Source organism: Gemmatimonadaceae bacterium, from assembly GCA_037721215.1.
Taxonomy (GTDB): domain Bacteria; phylum Gemmatimonadota; class Gemmatimonadetes; order Gemmatimonadales; family Gemmatimonadaceae; genus UBA4720.
Genome location: JBBJNV010000009.1, coordinates 26,753 through 47,274 on the forward strand (window position 1 = coordinate 26,753; position 20,522 = coordinate 47,274).

Sequence of the window (20,522 nt, forward strand, 5' to 3'; positions counted from 1 at the left end):
GTGAACGACACCGTCATCGTCACGGGAGCATCGCGTGGACTCGGACGGTTTTGCGCCGAACGCCTGCATGCTGGCGGATACCGCGTCATAGGTATCGGCCGTACGCCTGGTGTCAGCGCATCATTCGAGATGCGCCCCGCGGACGTTACGGATCCCGCTTCAGTTGCCACCGCGCTCTCAGACGTCCGCCGCGACGCGAGCGTTTATGCCCTGATAAACGCCGCCGGTATCGCGTCCATGAACCTCGTGGTCACAACTCCGGCGGCGACCGTGCGCCGCATCGTGGAGACCAATCTTCTGGGCACCATCTTTCTTTGTCAGCAGGTGGCCCCGGCCCTGATCAAGCGGGGTGGTGGGCGCATCATCAACTTCTCGACACTGGGCGTGCAGCTGGCGATCAAGGGTGAAGCGATCTATGTCGCTTCGAAAGCGGGCATCGAGGGGTTCTCGAGGGTTTTTGCCCGTGAGATGTCACCACACGGCGTTACGGTCAACGCGATTGCTCCCGGGCCGATCGACACGGCACTGATCGAGAAGGTGCCACACACCAAGATCGCTGCCGTCGTCGGGCAGCAGATCATCCAGCGCCAGGGGCAGCCGGAGGATGTATGGAACATCGTCTCGCTGTTGCTATCACCGGCCAGCTCGATGATCAGTGGCGAGACAATCCACGTCGGCGGGGCCTGATTGCAGATCATTCAAGAGCTTCGTACTCGGAATGCAGGCCGGCTCGAGCCGTTCCTCATCGGACCCACCGGCACTCTGACGTTCGACGACATCGCTGCGGCAGCCAGCTCTTCGACCATGGATACGTCGCGCATTGCCGCCGGTGATGTAGTTGCACTGGTAGGCGACTTCGATGGACCGACGATTGCGACAATGCTGCAGCTTCTCGACAGCGGGGTCATTCTCATGCCGCTCACGCCGGGCACGAGGGCGGACCACGATTATTTTTTCGATAGCGGCGGAGCCAATTGGGTCATCCGTGGGCGAACTCTCGTGCGTCGCCAGCGGTTACCCGGTTTCGATAGCTCGCTGCTCGATGGGCTCCGTGTCGCAGGCCACGCCGGAATTATCTTCTATTCGTCGGGCACCACTGGACGGCCGAAGGCGATACTTCACGACTTCGACAGATTCCTGGAGCGTTACGCCGTGTCGCGAGCGCCGCTAAGGGCGCTGAATTTCCTGCTCTTCGATCATGCGGGGGGCATCAACACCCTGCTGCATACGTTGTTCAACGGCGGTGTTGTCGTCGTTCCCACCGACCGCACACCGGAGACGATTGCTGCGGACATGGCCGCCCACGAAGTGGAGCTGTTGCCGGCCACGCCGACGTTTCTCCGGATGATGCTGCTTGCCGGGGTGTTCGAATCGACCGCGTTCCCTGCGCTTCGTGTCGTTACCTACGGCACTGAGCGAATGGATCAGGGAACTCTTGACCGCCTCTGCGAACTGCTGCCGGCGGTGGACTTTCGCCAGACGTACGGGCTCTCGGAACTCGGGGTATTCAAAGTCAGGTCCAAGGCGCGCGACAGTCTGTGGATGCAGATCGGCGGTGCGGGCATCGCAACGCGGGTAGTCAACGATGTGCTGCATATTCATTCCGACAACCGCATGCTCGGTTATCTCAACGCGCCTTCTCCGTTCGCGGATGGCTGGTATGATACGGGCGACATCGTCGAAATCAACGGTGATTACATCAGGATCGTGGGACGCGAGAATGAGGTCATCAACGTTGGCGGCCTGAAGATTCTTCCGGGTGAAATCGAGCGGGTCGCACTGCTCGATCCTGGTGTACTACGAGCCAAAGCATATGGCGTGTCGAATCCAATTACCGGTCAGCACATCGAAGTAATCTGCCAGCCGAAACCAGGTGCGAGTCTCGACCGTCGACAGTTGACGATGCATTTCCGGGCGCATCTGCAGAAGCAGCTTTGTCCGCACCGGGTGATCGTCGGGGAGGTACCCGTGAGCCACCGGTTCAAGCAGAAATGATCGTGTACTCGCGGGTTTGGAAACCCAGGCCAGGCTTCGCATGAGTGTCGCGGCAACGACGGTGGCGTTGCTGGCAGAGCTGGGCAAAGGCCCGGTGTTCGTGCACTCCGATGCTTTCCGCACTGCAAGGCTGGTTGGGCGAGCGCCCTCCCGGCCGGAGCTTCTCTCGGCGCATGTTGCAATGCTCAGAGAGATGGCTGCCGAGCGTGATCTGTGGTTGCCAACGTTCAATTACGATTTTCCGCGTACGCGGGTCTTCGACCTGTCTGTCGACGAGACGCAACTTGGCCCGATCCCTCAGCATTTTCTCACTACTGCCGCCGACTGGCGCAGTCCAATACCGATCTTTTCTGTAGCGGGCTCCGGGCACCAGCCGAGTGTCCAATGGGGCGATAACACCGATCCGTTCGGCGAGTCGTGCATATTCGCGAAGCTGGTGGAAGCCGATGGGGTGATTCTCTATTACGGCGACACGTTCAACTGCAGCACGATCGTGCATTACGCCGAACGGTCAGCGGGCGGACCTGCGTACCGCTACGACAAGCTGTTTCCCGGACGGGTGGTGATGCGCGATGGTACGAGCAGACGCGGGTCACTCTGCTATCACGTCCGGCCATTTGGCACTGGACTCGATTATGATTGGACAGGAATGCTGAAAGCGGCCCTCTCAGCGGGGGTCTGCAGGCGCGTGGAGGGGCACGACGAGCTCGTTGCCGCATCTGCGCGTGATCTATGCAGTCTCTGGGGCGGGGCCATTAAGGCCGACCCGCTCGCACTGCTGGACGCCGCCAGCCGTGGATGGGTGGCTCCCGCTCTCGATGGCCTCGGCCGCAGATTCCTCATCAGCGATTTTGAGTCACCCGAACCGCTCTGGTCCCCGGAATGACCGGCCCGTCGCTGCGGATTGCGATTCTGGCGAACAATCGCGATAGTTTCGTGCGGCCTACCGCTGAGGGCTTGCAACGCATGCTGTGCGCATCTGGTGCAGACGCGTGGGTGAGGTACGACGGTCTGCACCATCTGGGGTTACCAACCTCCGTCGATTGGTCGTCCGCGCGGTCGATTGCCGGCACCACGCTCCGGCTTTTGCCCCGTCGCCGTCAGCTCTCACGATTCGTCGACAGTATTCGCGGTTGTGACGTCGTGGTTGTCGTGGCTAACGTGCCGCTCAGTTTTTCGCGGGTTGGAATGCCGAACATCGAGTTGCTTCGCCGCCTGTTGCCGTCAATACCGATTGTCAACTACGATCTGCACTATCTGCCAACGATCGTGAAATGGGGCCGCGCCATTCTGAATGGCGAGGATGCCGGGCTCACGGATGCGGACATGCAGGGAATCGAGCGGGGCGTGTTCGGTATGGACCGATACGACTGGTATCTGATGGCTTCGACGGCGAGCGAGTTGGCGATGCCTCCGGGTCGACAGCCCTGTACGGTAATCGGAATCGACCTTGACGACGGCAGTCTTTTTCCGGACCAGGGGGGTGAGCTGAGAGCCCTCGTGGATTTCGCTGAGAACCGGAAGGATTATGCATCGTACCGACCGATGCAGCTCAGCGCGCTCGAGCGTGCCGGAATCCCGTACGAAGTTCTGAAGGGCTCATACACAGCCGCAGATATCCGTGCTATCTATCGACGGACAGGAATTTTCATGCTCGCACATCGGGAGAGCTTTGGACTTTCGATCTGCGAGTTGCAGGCGTGTGGCAGCCTTGTCTTTGCACCCCATGCAAACTGGGCTGGCGCTCACTGGATGAAGGTCGATCCCGCCTCGGCTGGGCCCGGTGTCCATTCACCCAACTTCAGGATATACGACAACGACATTGAGCGGCTGAGCGCGCAGCTCGAAGAAGTGAAGCGCACATTCAATCCCGCCAGGGTGGTGGCCACCTTCAACGAGTATCAGCCACAGCTTTTCCGCGGCGACCGCGCCGCCCTGAACGGGTTTCACGAAATGGTGAAAAGCGGGGCGATCCATGGCGGGCTGCATACCGAGCACGCATCAGTGGGCAAAGAGCAGCTCACCTCCGTGGCGCGGAGAGCGCCGGCCTCCAGGGGATGACCGTCAGCGAGGTGGATGCCGATGGACTGGAACGCGGCCGGCGCATGTACCGGTGGGCAACCGATCTCTTCCCGGTATGCAGAAGTATCACCGGCGACGGAGTGCGACAGACGCTGGCATATCTGAAGGAGATCGTGCCGGCGATGGCGGTGCACGAAGTGCCGTCAGGTACCGAGGCGTTCGACTGGACAGTGCCCGATGAGTGGAACATCAGGGCCGCATATATCGAGGATGAGAGCGGCAGGAGAGTCGTGGATTTCGCGAGAAGCAATCTGCATGTGGTGGGATACTCGGTCCCCGTCGACAACTGGATGACACTCGAAGAGCTGCAACCACACCTGCATTCGCTCCCGGAGCAACCATATGCGATCCCATACATCACCTCATACTATGTGCGCAGGTGGGGATTCTGCATGTCTCACGCAGAGCGGGAGTCGCTTGAAGCGGGGAGATATCGTGTGGTCATCGACAGCACGCTTTCGGCAGGTTCACTCACGTATGGAGAGGTGATTCTCAGGGGCCGGGAGGAAAACGAGATTTTGTTGTCGACCTACATCTGTCACCCATCCATGGCAAACAACGAGCTGTCCGGCCCCGTGGTCTGCACAGCTCTCGCCGAATGGCTTGCCTCGTTCGATGACCGGAGATTCACCTATCGGATAGTGTTCGTTCCGGAGACTATCGGATCCATTGTGTATCTGAGTCGCAACCTGGAGGCGATGCGAAGAAATACTGTCGCCGGGTTTGTAGTGACTTGTGTCGGCGACGAGCGAGCGTACACATTGTTGAGCTCGCGGCATGGCGATACCCTCGCCGACAGGGCGGCGCGGCTGGTGATGAGCGCGCACGCGCCGGACCACGTTCGCTACTCGTTTCTCGAGCGGGGGAGTGATGAACGCCAGTATTGCAGTCCGGGGGTGGATCTCCCTGTTGTATCGATCATGCGATCAGGGTACAACAGCTACAGCGAGTATCATACGTCTCTCGACGATCTCTCGCTGATCACCGCCGCCGGGCTGGCAGGCGGTTTTGACGCGCTGCGAAAGTGCATCGAGCTGCTGGAGAACAATCACACATACCGGGCAACCACTCTGTGCGAGCCCCAGCTCGGAAAACGTGGCCTGTATCCGACTCTCGGCACACGCGGCTCGGGCTTCACGGTGCGTGCGCTCACCAACGTGCTGGCGTATTCGGATGGCACCATGGACCTCGTCGACATCGCCACGCGAACCGGAATAAGCGCGCCGCAGGCGCTTGAAATTGCAGGGCAGCTCAAGAGCGCAGGACTGATCGAAGTATTGAACAAGTGATAATCCGCCTGACGTGGGATGCATGGCGTGCCGCAATAAGTCCGCTATGGGTGACTGGTCTTATCACACTTATCGTCGTTGCGGGCGCGGCATGGCTTCCACCGATCATCCGCTTCTTTGGACGAGGTGGCCAGCGGGAGACGGTGGAGTGGATTGTCTTTCTGGCGCTCGGGACTGCATTTCCCGTCGTTGCTGCAGGGTGGGCGGTATTTGGCCCTCGAATGTCAGGACAGCGCTTTCTCCGGGGAATCGACGGCGCCCTCGGCGTATTCCTGCTGGTTTGTGGCGCCGCCTTCGTCGGGACGTTTGGGCCGGCGGCGATTCTGATAAGTGTCGCGCTCACAGTGGTCACAATGATCGGCGCGGAATGGGTCAAGCCGGAACGTCCGGATCGCAACCCCGCTTCTCTGATTGTTTCGGCAGTCATGCTCGCTGCTGTATGGTCATCGGTGATCACCCTTGCGTCATGGACGCGACCCGGGGACTGGGCTGTCCAGTCTTACCTTACGCCGCTGTTACTACTCGCGCTGATCGGTTGCGCTGTGCCGGTGCTATTTGCCGGAAGCCCGAACCGGGAGGAAGTCCGTGCGGTTGCTGGTGATCGCCGTTTCACGCCATCGGTCGCTGACATCCCGGCGCTGCTGGCATTCATCATTCTCTCGTTCCGCACGGCTCCGATCGTCGAATTTTACCACTGGAGCTTCTGGGTGGGGCCGATTGAAGCATTGAGACAGGGCGGCTGGTTGCTGTGGGACGTGCCGTCTCAATACGGCTTCTTCAGCGTCCTTATTCCCGCGCTATTGCCGCTCAACGATGCGTGGCAGGCGTTGTACCTCCTCCAGGCAATTCTCTACGTTGTCGTCGCCATGGCGATCTACGGCGTTGTGAAAGGCCTTCGGCGCGGCATCGCCGGGCGTGTGCTCGCCATCGCTTTCACCGCGTCAGCACTTTTCTTTCGTCCGCGAACCTCCGCGCTGATTTTACCGGCGCAGATGACCCCCGCGGGTGGCCCGATGCGGTTTTTCTGGTGCTATGCGATACTGGCGGTGCTCGTGTGGAAATACAGGCGAGGCGACAAAGTATCGGCGCGACGATTTGCGATCGTCGGAACGCTGGTGTGGATCGCCAGTGTGGCGTGGTCCGCGGAAAGCGCCATCTATTGCACAGTTGCCTGGGTTGGGGCGTTCGGAGTATTCGCCGTGCAGCGGGCATTTGTCGCGTTGCACCGGTCAGGCGAGGCTGCTTCAGAGATGCGGGCGACGAGTGGGACATCGCGGGTCATGGCGAGATATGCCGCTGTCAGCCTGGGTTTGTTCACCGGGGGCATCCTGTCGGCGGTCGCTCTGACGAGCTTGGTCTACCAGATCTTCGAGGGTCACGCCCCCGATTGGGCGGCCTATTACGAATACGCGCTTTTGTTCAGTGGCGGGTATAGTGCGCTTCCGATAGACGGTTACGGTGCGGTGTGGTATCTGATCGTGGTCTTCGCGGCAGTATCCACCGCCGCCATTCAGTTTCTTATCCTCGACCCGCGCCATCCGCGCGTTTTCGTTGCGGTCGGCTCGCTGGGGATGATCTGGGCCATCTCGAGCTACTTCGTATCCCGCAGTCATCCGGTCAATCTTCTAAGTCTGATTCCGCTGCTGGTGTTTGCGTTCGCGATCGTCCTTCACCTCTGCCGTTCTCTATTGCAGGCGTACTGGGTTCGCCTGGTCAAGCTTGTGGCGGTGCCGCTTATCTGCTTTCCCGCCGCACTCACGTATGCGCACGGTGGATTCCCGGCCCTGCTGGGAGAACCACAGGTGCCGATGACGGCGATCTCCATGCAGGTGCCGGTCATGGAGCCTTCGCTTGCAACGCTCGCTGCTGAGGCGGGAATCGAACGATCGGATCGGGTCTTCTTCACGAGCAATGGGAAGTTTCTGTTGCCACGCTGGCCCGCAACTTTTGGTGGGCAAGCCGCCACGAGTGAGCAGGCCTGGATGCCCAAGCCCTACGAAGTGATCAGCACCCTCCCGCCAATTCGTCGCGATGCCTACGTCGAGCGGTTCTCCACCCGCATGGGAAGTGGAGGATGGCTCATCCAGCAAAAGACGGAGATAAATCCGGGGTACGAAAGCGTTGTCAGACTGATCGAGAAATCACACACGCAGGTGGAGTCATTCGAAAATGACAGCTGGATAATCAAACGGTACAGGCGATCGCTACACTCGCCCGTTGAGAGTGATCCATCTCCCTGAGCCTGCATCGAACGTCATTACCGCCGCACCGCCAAATGCATTCGCGTTCGACGCCCCTGAAAACGTGTAGGCGCCGAGGATAATCGTGCCCTGCCCGTTGTTTTTTATCCCCCGTGCGTACGCCGGGCTTCGAGCATCAGTGGCGCGAACGTCAGTCACTGAACACCGATGACAGCCTTCTCCGACGCGAATCATGTAGGTGTCGTCCAGGCGCGTTGTGGCCGATGCGTGATCGCGTGACGTCACCGCTGAAATACTAATGTCGTCACAGCGATCGAGCCGCACAACGTTGCCAGACGAGTACGATGCTGCCACTCCGGAGACCTGAGATGAGTCACAGCCATCCATCGAAATGCATCCGGTATCGTTTGCGCCACCGAGGTAATTGATAGCGGTTATCTGGGTCTGACGCGCGTTCACAACGCGGATGCCTCCAGCTCGCTTTGGGCCGGTCTGCTGAATGAAACAGCCTACGATGGATGTATACCCAACGTTCCTGTCGCCAGCTGAAACTCCCTCGATCAGAATGTTCTGGCCGACGTTTTCGCCTAGGTAACCTCCTATGACGGAGTTGATGAGATTGCTCGTGGTTCGGCCGGTAATGTGTATTCCGTGAGACCCGTTTGAGTTGATGAGGTTGTCAGTTATGCGATTTCCTCCGGCCGATACGACCAAGCCGATGCCTCCATTAGACCCGATTTCATTGCCCGAGAACCAGCCGTCACTGCTTGCCCGAACGCCCGCTTCACGATTGAACCGCACATACGATTGTCTGAGCTCGCACAGTCCCTGATTGAAGTAGATCCCGTACTTCGTAAAGCGATCAACGAGCAGATTGTAAAGGCGGGCTTTGTTACCGTGTTGCCCGTCCCAGCCGGTGGTTCCGATATTGTTGCCGTCCAGGTGGAGCATCGACAGTTCGATGCCATTGACCCCGCCTCCGGGCTGAAACATCGGCCGCGCGGATGCGGAGATGATGCGCGATGTCGCACCTGAGTCATAACTCCATCCCTGGCCGACGATTCGCAGGGTTCCTCCGTTGACCACAGGGATGCGAATCGTATCGACGAGGTAGTCGCCCGAGGGAATCTCGACCACGCCCCCGCCTGCTGCAGCCACGGCATTCAGGGCCGCCTCGATGGCACGGGTGTCGTTCGCCCGACCGTCACCGCGTGCGAGGAACGGTGTGGCCCGGACGCTGACGGTGTGCGATTGCGCATTCGCGCAACCGGCTGGTGAAAGCGCCGTGGCGGGCGGTGTGACCCCGGGTCCGCCCGCAATCAGTCCGCCGCTTGCCGCGATAAATGCCCGCCGGTCGATGGTCATTTTTTGTTCTTTGGATGAAGATAGAGAAACTTGCGGCACGGTACCGCTACTCTAAGTTTACTGACGCACGGCCGTTGCGTCACGCGCCGCAGGTCGTTGCGGCCCCGCCATTTCTCTGCTCACCGATTCCTTCATTCCTATCCGACTTGCCGATAGCCGAAGACCATCCTGTCATCTCGGTGGTAGTTCCCATCTTCAACGAGGAACTGGTCATCGACGCGCTTCATTCGCGGCTGCTGCCCGTGCTCGAAGGAATGAATGCGTCGTTCGAGGTGATCCTCGTCAACGATGGCAGCCGCGACCGATCGGCGGCAATGCTGGACGCGGTCTGCGATGAAGATCGTCGATTCAAGGCACTGCATTTCTCACGGAACTTTGGTCATCAGGCGGCTGTGACGGCAGGCCTTCACGCGGTCTCGGGCGACTGCGCGATCGTCATCGATGCGGATCTTCAGGATCCTCCCGAGCTGATCGTCGACCTCGTTTCGAAATGGCGCGAAGGATTCGAGGTCGTTTACGCGCAACGTATAGCGAGACGCAGCGAGAGCCTTGCCTTCCGCGCGACAGCTTTCCTGTTTTACCGAGGGTTCGGCGCCCTCAGTGAAGTCAAGGTTCCCCCGGATACCGGCGATTTCTGCCTGATGGACCGCCAGGTGGTCGATCTCCTGAACGCCATGCCGGAGCGCAATCGCTACATCCGCGGGCTCAGAGCGTGGCTTGGGTTTCGGCAGACGGCGGTGCAGTTTGAGCGGCCGGGCCGGTTCGCGGGAGAAACGAAGTATTCGCTGGCGCGACTCTTTGGACTCGCGACGGACGCCATCTTTTCGCTTTCGAAGGCGCCACTTCGCCTTGCCACATATTTTGGGTTCGTCGTCTCCGGAGCGAGTTTCATACTCGGGGTCACGTTCATCATCGAGCGTCTTACGACTTCGGCCGATCTGGCACGCGGCTGGGCCTCGACCATTGTCGTGGTTCTGTTCCTTGGCGGAGTGCAACTCATCTGTCTTGGTCTGATCGGCGAATTCATAGGCCGTATTTATGACGAGGTGAAACAGCGTCCGCTGTATGTCGTCGACCGGTCGACCGGCATCGCGCCACCGGATTCGTCGCCGCGGAAAGCACGATCGATCGAAGGGTGAAGCACGAAAAGGAAATTCAGCTGCCCCTGATCCGGTGACCGCTGACGCAGAGCCGGCTGACCACCCGCTTCAGAACGCCGTGAAACGGGAGAGGCGATTGGCCGATGAATCGTTCGGAACCGTCGTTGTCTGCTCCTCGGTTGCCGCTATTGTCATTGGTGCGGTTTACTGGATGAGCCGGAGCGGCTTTTCAAATCCGGTCGCGCCCGTGCTGAGGACCGTCGGCTTCAGTCTGTTCCTCATCTCGTTTCCGCACTCTGTACGGCATCTCATAGCGTTGCGGACCGGTAAGTATTCCTGGTTATCATCTTACTGCTTCCTATGGCTGGTGGCGCTCGCGTTCACTGCTGCCGCTGGGCGGATCGCTGGTGAAGGGAGTGTTAGTTCGGGTGCAGTGCTGGGTGTCGCGGGGGCGATTGCCTTCGTCCTGACCCTGATCAGCTGGTTGCAGCGTGAGTCTCCGCGAACCAGTGCCGCGATCATAGGCGGCAGCGGCGCGTTTGCGTTGTGGACATCCGGGGTGGTTTGGGGACGTATCTACAAGAATCCTCTCTTCTTCGAAAATCTCGCCGTCAGTGGTGTCGTGCATCATGACTCGCTGCCGCTGATGGCATTTGCCAGCATGCTCCGCACCTACGGCAGCGCGAGCACCGGATTAGATGGGCTCCCATATACTGCCTACCACTGGGGCTCGATGTGGCTCTTTGCTCAATGGTCGAACCTGCTCGGCGTTGACAGTCTGGATTTCTATCAGCTTGCCTTCCCAGTCATTGCAATTCCGCTCTTCTTTGGCGCTATCCTGGCTGTAGCAACCGAAATCGGCCGGCTGTCCGGGACGGCCGCGCGTGGACCATTGAGCGGCGTTCGGCCATGGCTGGTTTTACTCGTTGCAAGCGTGGGAGTGATTCCGGTTTCGGCGATGGATTCGATGGGGGTGTGGACATCGAACGTGGTCATCTCAGAGTCTTATACAGTCGCGGTACCCGTCGCGCTGCTGTTGCTGGCAACCGCGTTCGTGTTCTGGAAGACGCGCGGAAACAAGGTGACGGATTCATTTTTTGTGCTGGCAATTTTCCCGCTGGGAATTGTCGCGCTGGGATATGTCAAGATCTCGCTGATGGTACTCGGGTTTGGCCTTTCACTGTACCTTGGGTTCCGGCTGCGCCTTTACAGGCATCCTCTTTTTGCAGCGGCTGGCGTGGTGCTGGTGTTGCTCGTTTTTCTGACTTACGGTCGCGTATCGCAGCCGGCTCACAATGAAGGGTTTGCGGCGTTCGATTTCCTGAACGCGTTCGTGCCTCGCCCGTGGTGGCCGTTCTTCTTCGTGATACATCTACTGTGGTCGTGGGTTTTCGTCGTGCTCAGGCTTCGGTACGAGGGTGTTCGGACTCTTGGCGATCTTTATGCGGCAATCAGGGAACGCCGGTTGCTCGACGCCGAGTCGGTCGTGGTGATCGCGGCGGCTGGAATCGCTCCGGGACTCGCAGTCCACATCGACGGTGGGTCGGCGTTCTACTTCTCCGATGTGCAGCGCTGGCTGTCGGTAGCGTTGCTCGTTGCCGCAGCCAATGTCCTCATGCTCCCCAACAGGACCGGGACGGGCGAGCCTGGGATTCCGGCCCGGCCCGCGATACCGGCGGCCAGGGCTCAGCATTCACTGAGCCGCACTCCCGCGGTTTTTGCGCTCGTCGCGTTTATCGCCATTCCGCTGCTGATTTCCATGGGCGCGAATGCTCTGCGATGGCCCGCTCAGATGCTCCGGGATAACGCTGCGACCCGTCGCGCAGTTTACCAGTCCGACGGTGGCCCGCCATCTGCCGATGGAATCCGTGCATTGCCCCGGCTGATCGAGCCTGGAGTGTTGCAACCGGGCATCCGCAATTCGCGAAACATTCAGGTTCTCGACCAGCTGCGGGCATTGAGTCGACTGCCGCGTGACGAACGGCGAAGAACTGCCCTTTTTATTCCGCAGTCCGAGACTGCCTACTGGAGCATTCTCGCGCGACCTGGGGCTTGCACCTATGCATCATTCATTGCGCCCGCCCTTTCCGGGATGGCGATGATAGACGGAATGCCGGCATTCGGATGCAAGCTGAGTCGCTACTACGGGCTGGGGGCATATTCACCGAGGAGGCGCGCGCAAACTGCGGAGGATGAATCAGCGCCGGCTCTTTGTGCCCGCGCACGCCGGAGCCAGCTTGACCGGGTACTAATCCTCCGGTTCCAGGGTGCCGGGGTGTTGCGGTCTCAGCGTATCGACTGTCCGGCCGGCGCCGCATTGTCGGCGATCTAGTACCGGTCATCGTTCCATGTCCAGCAGACGCGCGCCGGGGAGGGGTCGTCGGGTGATAAACAGGTCGGCCTGGCGACCCTCTGCCGGCGACACCACAAAAGCGGAAACTCCTGGGCAGTCGTGAAATGATATTTGCCAAGGCCCCGGAAATTGTCCCAACCCTTTCACTGCACAATTTTTTTTTTGCGACCGCTGAAGGCGCGCGGATGCATGCGGGTGAAAACTGCCACGTACATCTCGGAGTGCATAATGGCACAACCGGACACTCGTCATTCCGACTTTGATCATGCTCTCTTTATCTATCTGCCGCGAGCTGGGATACGATATTCGCGAGGTGTCAGTGAACTGGACGCATCAGCCCGGTTCGAAAGTGGCAGTAGTTGCCGACGGTCTCCGGATGGTAGCTGATCTCGTTCGTATCCGGCAAAATGCCGCACGAGGTCTTTACAATGCCCCACGTCTCGGTGTTCACCCGGCCGATGACAGCGTGCCCAATCCGGCATTGTCTGACCCAGGCACGTCGTCGAGCGCGCGGGAGCGTATATATGTGGCTGAAACAAATGCTCCCTGGTTGCACCGGTCGAACTATATCGGCGACGGGCGCCGCCGCCCAAACGTATATTGCAGCATGATTCCCTATATCTCTGCGGCGTCGGTTCGCCTCTGCTGCGCCGGCCGATGATAGAGACGCTGAAATCGGGCGACGACCTTCTGGCTGTAATCGTGTCTCGCGATTTTCATGAGCACGGAATCCACTTCTTCACACCTAACGATCTTTCGCAGCAGCTTGCATTCATGCGACATCCGGCGGGCAAGGTGATTGACCCGCACGTGCATAATCCGGTAGCGCGAAGCGTTCAGTACACGCAGGAAGTGCTGTTTATCAAGAAGGGGCGCCTGAGGGTGGATTTTTATGACAGTTCTCAGGTGTATCTACAAAGCCGGATCCTCCATGCCGGCGACGTGATACTCCTTGCCACCGGCGGCCATGGATTCCAGGTCCTCGACGAGGTCGAAATGGTCGAGGTGAAACAGGGGCCATATGCGGGGGATCAGGACAAGACGCGGTTCGAGGGAGTAGCGGCCGACCGGGTGGAAATTCCCGGGTAAGGTTTTTCAGGCCCGCCCGCGCGGAGGCCATGCTCATGGCCCAGGCAAGGTGTATTTTCAATCGATATGACTGACGCGTTTATCCCGGTGAACGAACCGGTCCTCGACGGTAACGAGCGTAGGTATCTCAATCAGTGCATCGACACCGGATGGATCTCATCGGAGGGCCCATTCATCCGCGAATTCGAGACTCGATTCGCCGCAAGCGTTGGCCGTAAGCATGGAGTCGCGGTATGCAACGGCTCGGCGGCACTCGATGCGGCTGCAGCCGCACTTGATATCGAGACCGGCGATGAAGTCATCCTTCCGACCTTCACAATCATTTCCTGCGCCTCGGCGATCTCACGGTTAGGGGCCGTTCCGGTCGTCATCGACTGCGAGCCGGCTACGTGGAACATGAATGTTCGAGCGATCGAAAGCCGCATCACGTCTCGCACGCGCGCTATCATGGCCGTCCATATTTACGGTCTTCCGGTGGACATGAATCCGCTCCTCGACATTGCCGCCCGCCACGGGCTGTCGGTCATCGAAGATGCCGCCGAGATGATCGGGCAGACCTATCGCGGCAAGTCGTGCGGTTCCTTTGGCGACATCTCGACCTTCAGCTTCTATCCGAACAAGCACATTACCACCGGTGAAGGCGGAATGATTGTCACCGATGACGACGCGCTCGCCGAGCGATGCAGGTCGCTTCGGAATCTCGCGTTCACGTCGCAGCGACGATTTGTGCATGAGGAGCTGGGATGGAATTTCAGGATGACCAACCTGCAGGCGGCCGTTGGACTGGCTCAGCTCGAACGGCTCGATGAGTTCGTTGAGCGCAAGCGTCGCATGTTCGAACGGTATACCGATTTGTTTGCCGGCCTTGATCGCGTTCAGCTCCCCCTCGCGTCGACGGACTACGCCTGCAACGTGAACTGGGTATATGGGATGGTTCTGAACGATGACGTTCCGTTCGACGCAATTGAGGCGATGAAGCGGCTGAGCGAGATAGGCATTGGCTCCAGGCCTTTCTTCTGGCCGATGCATGAGCAACCGGTGTACCGCCGCCAGGGCTTGTTCGCCGGCGAGAGTTATCCGGTCGCCGAGCGGATCGCAAGACGGGGATTCTATATTCCCAGCGGCCTGGCGCTGACGGAAGCACAGATGAACCGCGTTGTGGCAGGTGTCAGGACCGTGCTATCGTGACCGTATTTGGCGCCTATTCCCGCTACTACGATCTGCTATATCGCGGCAAGGATTACGCGGCGGAAGCAGGCTACGTTCGTGATCTGCTTGTGAACGCCGCGCCAACGGCTCATTCGCTTCTTGAACTGGGTTGCGGCACGGGGGCGCATGCGGCCGAACTGGCTGCACTGGGATACAGTGTGACTGGTGTCGATCTGAGCGAAGGCATGCTCGAAGCCGCGCGCAATCGAAAGGCCACGCTGCCGGAACCGCTCGCGGGCCGGCTCAGCTTCGAGCCCGGCGATGCACGGACGGTTCGGCTTGAGCGGAAATTCGACGCGGTGATCAGCCTGTTTCACGTAATGAGTTACCAGACGACGAATGAAGACCTTGGCGCTGCCTTCGCAACCGTCCGGGAGCATCTGGTACCTGGGGGCGTGTTCGTTTTCGATTGCTGGTATGGACCCGCAGTGCTTGCACAACGTCCGGCCGTAGCGGTGAAAAGGCTGTCTGACGATTGCACTGAAGTAACGCGGATCGCCGAGCCGGTTATGCGCCACCTGGAGAACGTTGTCGACGTCCACTACAGCGTAATGGTCGTGGACAGGGCCTCTGGATTAACGGAAACTCTCCGCGAAACCCACCGGATGCGATATCTGTTCGCGCCCGAAATCGAACTGGCCCTCAATGCATCAGAGATGACGCTCGTAGCGTCGCGCGCGTGGATGCTCGACACCCAGCCGGGCCTGGAAAGCTGGGGGGCGTGTTTCGTTGGGCGGGGATGAAACGGATCGGCATTCTGCTGACGTCTGAAGGAGGTGGCGGTGCATTCCAGTACACGCAAGCGGTGCTCGATGCTGTCCTCGCACTGCCACGTTCCGAATTCAGCCTCGTGGCTGCTGTTACTCATGAATTCTGGTTGCAGCGGCTCGACGCGGGGGTCGAAGTTGTTCAGCTGGAGAGTACCTCGTGGAACAACGCGCTGAATCGTGTGTGGCACTACTCAAGACTGCCGGTCAGCCTCTGGCGCCGTTCGGCAAGCCGTCTCGACTCGAATGTGAGAAAACTGATTTCTGCCGCGTGCGATCTGTGGGTTTGCCCAAACCACGAACGGTACGCGTTCCGCGCCCCGGTGCCGACGCTGGGCACGGTCCACGATCTGATGCACCGCTACGAGTCCCGCTTTCCCGAGGTTGGGGACAATGGTGAGTTCGAATCACGCGAGTTTCATTTTCGGGAAACATGTCGCTGGGCGCGCGGCGTGATGGTCGATTCGGAAACAGGAGCGCGCCAACTGGTGGACTCCTATGGAATCGATTCCCGAAAAGTATATGTGCTCCCATATATTCCTCCGGGGTATATCTTCGACCGCCCGATTGCCCGCGACAACCGTGTGGGGCGCGTTATGGCACTGCCGCCAAAGTTTTTTTTCTATCCGGCCCAGTTTTACAGGCATAAGAATCACTCCGCGCTCATAACGGCTTTATCCCGCATGCTCGGTCAGTACCCGGACGTGCGGCTTGTGCTGGCAGGCGCGACGGACCGGAACGCTTACAGCGATGTGAAAGAGCAGGTCAGTGCACTGGGCATGACGGAAAACGTCACTTTCATGGGATACGTGGCGGACGAGACGATGCCGGAGCTCTACATTCGCGCGCGCGCGCTGATCATGCCCACATTCTTTGGACCCACGAATATCCCCCAGCTCGAAGCGTTCGCACTTGGCTGTCCGGTTGCAACATCCCGAATCTATGGCATCCCGGATCAGGTCGGCGATGCGGCACTGTTGTTTGATCCGGCGTCGGTAGAGGAGATACATGAAGCACTTGTGCGGCTGTGGACGGACGACGCGCTTTGCGCCGTGCTGACGGCAAGGGGGTACGCCCATGCGAAACGATGGGGAAGGCCGCAGTTTCGCGGACGGGTGCGCGAAATCATAGAGGCGTTGGTGTGACGGAATTGCCGCCGTTGCCGTTCATCTCAGTGATCATCCCGACTTTCAACCGTTCGAGAATGTTGAACGAGACAGTTGAAACCATCGTGCGTCAGTCTTATCCGGCTGAGAGCCGGGAGTTGATACTGGTCGACAACAACTCGACCGACAGCACGAGCGCAGCGATCAGGGATCTGGCAAGATTGCACCCCGGCATCACCGGCATCACTGAACGGCGGCGCGGGGCTCATTTTGCCCGCAACACCGGCGCTCTGGCATCACGCGGCACGATTCTCTACTTCACCGACGACGACATGCTTGCCGACCCTCACATGTTGATGCGTATCGTCGAGGGGTTCGTTGACGGCGCAAACGTGGCTTCCGTCACCGGCCGCGTTCTTCCCAAGTGGGATACAGAGCCTCCTCGGTGGATTCTCGAGCACTGCCGCAACGCGCTCCTCAGCCTCAACGACCTCGGCGAAAGCCTCATCGTCGCGGACGACGATCCTGGAGTCTTCAGTTGTCATCAGGCCATAACACGCGACGCTTTCATGCGCGCTGGCGGATTCAACCCGGATACCAACGCCGGGGAGTTTACCGGTGACAACGAGACCGGTCTCAACATCAAGGTGAAAAAACTTGGCTACCGGTTCGCGTACGTCCCCTTGGCGGTGACGCATCACATCATTCCCGCTTCGCGAATGACACAGCGATATGTCAACTCGCGTCTCGCCGATCAGGGATACTGCGATAGCTACACTGATTACCGGAAGCTCGTGCCCGGACGGGCGCGATTGATCCGCCGTATCGCAGCACACTCGGGTTTTGCAGCTCGCGCGCTGGTGACCGCAGTTGCCCGGCGGGCAGCGGGGAAGTCGGCCTGGCGGATCGATCTGGCACGCGCCTTCTACCACCGCAATCGGGCCAGGTACGATGTGCGGCTCATACGGCACGAAGAGTGGAGGCGGTTTGCAATGCGGGATGACTGGCTTGACACCCCGCAATCCGGCGACCGTTGAAGCTCGCGTACGTAACGACTTACGACGCGCACGACGCAAGTCAGTGGTCGGGAACTGGAGCCCGCATGGCAAAGGCCCTCGAGGGACAGGGCGTCGACGTCACGTACGTTGGCCCCCTTGCAGATCCGGCCGGTGCGCAGCTGGCCGCGCGGCGACTCTGGCATCGTTTAGCTGGAGGCAGGCGATTTCTCCGGGAGCGGCATCGACAGGTTACGCGTGGTTACGCGAGCCAGATCGAACAACAGCTCGCAGGCAGGGATATCGATATTGTTTTCTCTCCCGGCACAATTCCGATCGCTTCCTTTTCAGGCAAGGCGCCTGTGGTCTTCTGGACTGACGCGACGTTCGCACAAATGGTGGGACTCTACCCAGAGTTCGAGAACCTTGCTCCTGCCTCGATAAGAGCCGGCAACGAGCTGGAACACGCCGCGTTGACGTCATCCTCGCTCGCAATCTACGCCTCCGACTGGGCGGCGCGCTCCGCGTTGAATGACTACGGGGCAGATCCATCGAAAGTTCACGTGATTCCATTCGGCGCAAACATCGATTGTGATCGCAGTGCGGTTTCAGTTTCAGAAATTGTCAGAGCGCGCGGCCGCGATGTATGCAGACTGCTCTTCGTCGGCGTAGATTGGACCCGGAAGGGCGGAGACATTGCAATGGATCTCCTCACTACGCTTGCGGCGCGCGGGATTCCGGTAGAGCTCACAGTGGTGGGGTCAAGCCCCGTAGTCCCGGATCACCTGCATGACAAGGTTGTGGTTCGCGGCTACGTCGACAAGTCAACGACCATCGGCCGTCGGGAGCTCGACGGGCTTTTTGCGCGATCTCACTTTCTGGTCATGCCAAGCAGGGCTGAATGTTTTGGGATTGTCTTCTGCGAAGCGAGCTCGTTCGGCCTGCCGTCAATTGCATCTGATGTAGGTGGCATCCCTTCGGCAGTTTTGCACGGCCGCAGCGGGTATCTGTTCTCTCTCACCAGCCTGGTAGAGTCGGCGGCCTCGGAGATCACTGCATTGTGGAATGACCGTCAAAGGTACGAAGAGCTTTGTGCGACGACGTTTCGCGCTTTTGAGGAGCATCTGAACTGGGAGGTAGCGGGGGTCGCCTGCGTGAGCCGGCTGAATGCCCTGTTGCACACGGGAGATCGGGCCGAACTCCCGCTCGTGACGGTCATCACGGTTGTGTACAATGGCGCCCGGCACCTCGAGGAAACCATCCAGGCCGTCGCCGCGCAAACATATCCGAACATCGAGTACATCGTCGTTGATGGCGGATCGACCGATGGAACCGTTGAGATTCTGGAACGGTGCGATAACCTCATTGATCGCTGGATTAGCGAGCCTGACAGCGGGCTCTACGATGCGATGAACAAGGCGGTCGGCTTTGTCTCGGATATGTCGTCATACATCGTCTTCGCGCACGCTGATGACACACTCGCGGGTAGTGATGTGATCGAGCGCATCGTTGCACTGGGGAAGGGAGCCGACCTGATTTATGGCCGGATGCTATTCGTGGACGGCGAGACGTCGGGGGCCATGGGTCGCGCACTCGGGCTTTCTGATCTGTCGCGGGAGACACTCTGCCATCCCGCGACGTTCGTTCGTCGCCACGTATTCGATTCGGTCGGCCCGTTCGACACATCCTTCAGAATAGCGGCCGACCACGACCATATCGTCCGATGCTTCGCGCACCCGGTTTCGACGCGTTTCGCAGACGTCATCGTCACCAGGATGCGGATGAGAGGGCTCAGCGATAATCAGTTCGTGGTCTCGTGCCGGGAACGCAAGCGTGTAATTCGAAAACACTTTTCGGGCGTCGCTCGCCTGGCGGGCGTCGCGCAGGTAAATTTGTACGATATTCCACGCAACATTGCTCGTCATTTGCTCGACCGCGCCGGCCTGCTCGGCCACTGGCGAGCGTTGAAACGCCCGTAGCCGGCCCATGCTCCTCCATCTTTCGGTCATTGTCGCATCCTACAGGCGTGTGGGGCCGCTGGAGGTCTGCCTCGAAGACCTGGCGTCCCAGAAAACAGCGCGTGCTTTCGACGTTGTGCTTGTGCTTCAGGGATATCCTGACGGAGCGGTGGCCGGCCTTCGCACTCGTTTCGGGACCCGTCTTTCACTGCAAATTGCCGAATTCGCTGATGGACTCGGTACATCCCGCGCGCGTAACGCCGGGTTGGCAATGGCTCAGGGCGATGTCGTCGCATTTCTCGACGATGATGTGAGACTTCCCGCTACGTGGGTGGAGGCCATGCTCGATTTTTACGATGATCCGACAATAGGCGGCGTTGGTGGATTCGTTGATCATCCCGGTCACTACAATCCCGCGCGGAACGCGGCCTATCGTGTGCTCGGTCTCACGTCAGATCGCTACCGGATCGACTGGGGCGGGTTCAATGTCGGCCCGGCAAGCCATCCCGCAGCAGACCAGCCGGCAGCCTGGCTCAGCGGGGGCAACATGTCGTTCAGACGCGAGGCAGTCGAGGCGGTTGGGGGGTTCGATGAGGCCCTGGGTAGTTTCTGGCATGAGGACGTCGACATTGCGCACAGAGTAGCAAGGTCGGGATGGAAGATGATCTCGTCCCGGAAAATGGCGATAGAACATTATCCGAGCACCGTCAATCGTCCTCCGCTGCACACACAGATGCGGGAGCGCGAGCGATCGCGAGTGTTGTTCGTCTGGAAGGCCATTGGCGACCGACCGCTCTGGCGCGCTCGGTATGCGGCGAGGTTGCTGCTGCACGCCGCCGCAATGGGTGTGGTTGGTCTGGTGAAGAGAGACCTTCGCATTCCCGCGAATGTCGTGCGGGGTGGCTGGGAGGGTTATCGCGGGCTCGATGCAGCGCGTGGCGCCAGCGAGGCCCGCAACATCGCGGTGGGACGCAATACCGGCGGCGCGTTAAAGGGGAAAGCGCCCTGAAACC

The 20,522-nt window shown here is 59.7% G+C and carries 17 protein-coding genes; 16 read left to right on the top strand and 1 reads right to left on the bottom strand.

The genetic code is table 11. The features are described 5' to 3' along the window. Genes WKF55_06165 through WKF55_06190 form a run of 6 tightly spaced genes read left to right on the top strand, consistent with a single transcriptional unit; the run spans position 1 to position 7,606 of the window. Positions 1–687, top strand: a complete 687-nt coding sequence (locus WKF55_06165) for an SDR family oxidoreductase (protein MEJ7759161.1) — start codon at positions 1–3, stop codon at positions 685–687. Then, positions 688–1,995, top strand: coding sequence for a fatty acid--CoA ligase family protein (locus WKF55_06170; protein ID MEJ7759162.1), 1,308 nt, complete (start codon positions 688–690; stop codon positions 1,993–1,995). It begins immediately after the preceding gene. A 40-nt stretch (positions 1,996–2,035) separates the two neighbouring features. Next, positions 2,036–2,881 (top strand): AAC(3) family N-acetyltransferase, encoded by an 846-nt coding sequence (locus WKF55_06175; GenBank protein MEJ7759163.1) that lies wholly within the window; start codon positions 2,036–2,038, stop codon positions 2,879–2,881. Continuing rightward, positions 2,878–4,056, top strand: a complete 1,179-nt coding sequence (locus tag WKF55_06180) for a hypothetical protein (protein ID MEJ7759164.1) — start codon at positions 2,878–2,880, stop codon at positions 4,054–4,056. Before WKF55_06175 ends, WKF55_06180 begins: the two co-directional genes overlap by 4 nt. Continuing rightward, the gene (locus WKF55_06185) at positions 4,053–5,366 is read left to right on the top strand and encodes a DUF4910 domain-containing protein (protein ID MEJ7759165.1); all 1,314 of its coding nucleotides are present in this window, start codon (positions 4,053–4,055) and stop codon (positions 5,364–5,366) included. The genes WKF55_06180 and WKF55_06185 overlap by 4 nt, the downstream gene beginning before the upstream one ends. After that, positions 5,363–7,606, top strand: coding sequence for a hypothetical protein (locus WKF55_06190; protein ID MEJ7759166.1), 2,244 nt, complete (start codon positions 5,363–5,365; stop codon positions 7,604–7,606). Before WKF55_06185 ends, WKF55_06190 begins: the two co-directional genes overlap by 4 nt. Here the strand turns inward: WKF55_06190 and WKF55_06195 are convergent. Beyond that, complete coding sequence (locus WKF55_06195; GenBank protein MEJ7759167.1) at positions 7,571–8,932, bottom strand: right-handed parallel beta-helix repeat-containing protein; 1,362 nt, start codon at positions 8,930–8,932, stop codon at positions 7,571–7,573. The genes WKF55_06190 and WKF55_06195 overlap by 36 nt on opposite strands. Before the next feature lie 146 nt (positions 8,933–9,078). Here WKF55_06195 and WKF55_06200 point away from each other — a divergent pair, with 146 nt between their 5' ends. The 10 genes from WKF55_06200 to WKF55_06245 all read left to right on the top strand — a co-directional run bounded on the left by WKF55_06200 (position 9,079) and on the right by WKF55_06245 (position 20,518). Then, the gene (locus tag WKF55_06200) at positions 9,079–10,071 is read left to right on the top strand and encodes a glycosyltransferase family 2 protein (GenBank protein MEJ7759168.1); all 993 of its coding nucleotides are present in this window, start codon (positions 9,079–9,081) and stop codon (positions 10,069–10,071) included. Positions 10,072–10,105: 34 nt separating this feature from the next. Further along, entirely contained in the window at positions 10,106–12,364 is a 2,259-nt protein-coding gene (locus WKF55_06205; protein ID MEJ7759169.1) for a hypothetical protein, read from the top strand. A 286-nt stretch (positions 12,365–12,650) separates the two neighbouring features. Then, the gene (locus WKF55_06210; protein ID MEJ7759170.1) at positions 12,651–13,046 is read left to right on the top strand and encodes a hypothetical protein; all 396 of its coding nucleotides are present in this window, start codon (positions 12,651–12,653) and stop codon (positions 13,044–13,046) included. After that, entirely contained in the window at positions 13,043–13,474 is a 432-nt protein-coding gene (locus WKF55_06215; protein MEJ7759171.1) for a hypothetical protein, read from the top strand. The genes WKF55_06210 and WKF55_06215 overlap by 4 nt, the downstream gene beginning before the upstream one ends. Before the next feature lie 66 nt (positions 13,475–13,540). Beyond that, entirely contained in the window at positions 13,541–14,662 is a 1,122-nt protein-coding gene (locus WKF55_06220; protein MEJ7759172.1) for a DegT/DnrJ/EryC1/StrS aminotransferase family protein, read from the top strand. After that, positions 14,659–15,426: a class I SAM-dependent methyltransferase gene (locus tag WKF55_06225; GenBank protein ID MEJ7759173.1), complete on the top strand. Its 768-nt coding sequence runs from the start codon at positions 14,659–14,661 to the stop codon at positions 15,424–15,426. Before WKF55_06220 ends, WKF55_06225 begins: the two co-directional genes overlap by 4 nt. Beyond that, positions 15,423–16,595: a glycosyltransferase family 1 protein gene (locus tag WKF55_06230; protein MEJ7759174.1), complete on the top strand. Its 1,173-nt coding sequence runs from the start codon at positions 15,423–15,425 to the stop codon at positions 16,593–16,595. Before WKF55_06225 ends, WKF55_06230 begins: the two co-directional genes overlap by 4 nt. Next, positions 16,592–17,593 (top strand): glycosyltransferase, encoded by a 1,002-nt coding sequence (locus WKF55_06235; protein ID MEJ7759175.1) that lies wholly within the window; start codon positions 16,592–16,594, stop codon positions 17,591–17,593. Before WKF55_06230 ends, WKF55_06235 begins: the two co-directional genes overlap by 4 nt. Next, positions 17,590–19,530, top strand: coding sequence for a glycosyltransferase (locus WKF55_06240; GenBank protein ID MEJ7759176.1), 1,941 nt, complete (start codon positions 17,590–17,592; stop codon positions 19,528–19,530). The genes WKF55_06235 and WKF55_06240 overlap by 4 nt, the downstream gene beginning before the upstream one ends. A 7-nt stretch (positions 19,531–19,537) precedes the next feature. Next, positions 19,538–20,518 (top strand): glycosyltransferase family 2 protein, encoded by a 981-nt coding sequence (locus WKF55_06245; GenBank protein ID MEJ7759177.1) that lies wholly within the window; start codon positions 19,538–19,540, stop codon positions 20,516–20,518. Positions 20,519–20,522: the final 4 nt, after the last annotated feature.

Coding starts and splice junctions, on each gene's coding strand:
- WKF55_06220 (MEJ7759172.1), top strand. CDS start 13,541: ATGACTGACGCGTTTATCCCGGTGAACGAACCGGTCCTCGACGGTAAC.
- WKF55_06215 (MEJ7759171.1), top strand. CDS start 13,043: ATGATAGAGACGCTGAAATCGGGCGACGACCTTCTGGCTGTAATCGTG.
- WKF55_06180 (MEJ7759164.1), top strand. CDS start 2,878: ATGACCGGCCCGTCGCTGCGGATTGCGATTCTGGCGAACAATCGCGAT.
- WKF55_06210 (MEJ7759170.1), top strand. CDS start 12,651: ATGCTCTCTTTATCTATCTGCCGCGAGCTGGGATACGATATTCGCGAG.
- WKF55_06230 (MEJ7759174.1), top strand. CDS start 15,423: ATGAAACGGATCGGCATTCTGCTGACGTCTGAAGGAGGTGGCGGTGCA.
- WKF55_06245 (MEJ7759177.1), top strand. CDS start 19,538: ATGCTCCTCCATCTTTCGGTCATTGTCGCATCCTACAGGCGTGTGGGG.
- WKF55_06185 (MEJ7759165.1), top strand. CDS start 4,053: ATGACCGTCAGCGAGGTGGATGCCGATGGACTGGAACGCGGCCGGCGC.
- WKF55_06175 (MEJ7759163.1), top strand. CDS start 2,036: ATGAGTGTCGCGGCAACGACGGTGGCGTTGCTGGCAGAGCTGGGCAAA.
- WKF55_06195 (MEJ7759167.1), bottom strand. CDS start 8,932: ATGACCATCGACCGGCGGGCATTTATCGCGGCAAGCGGCGGACTGATT.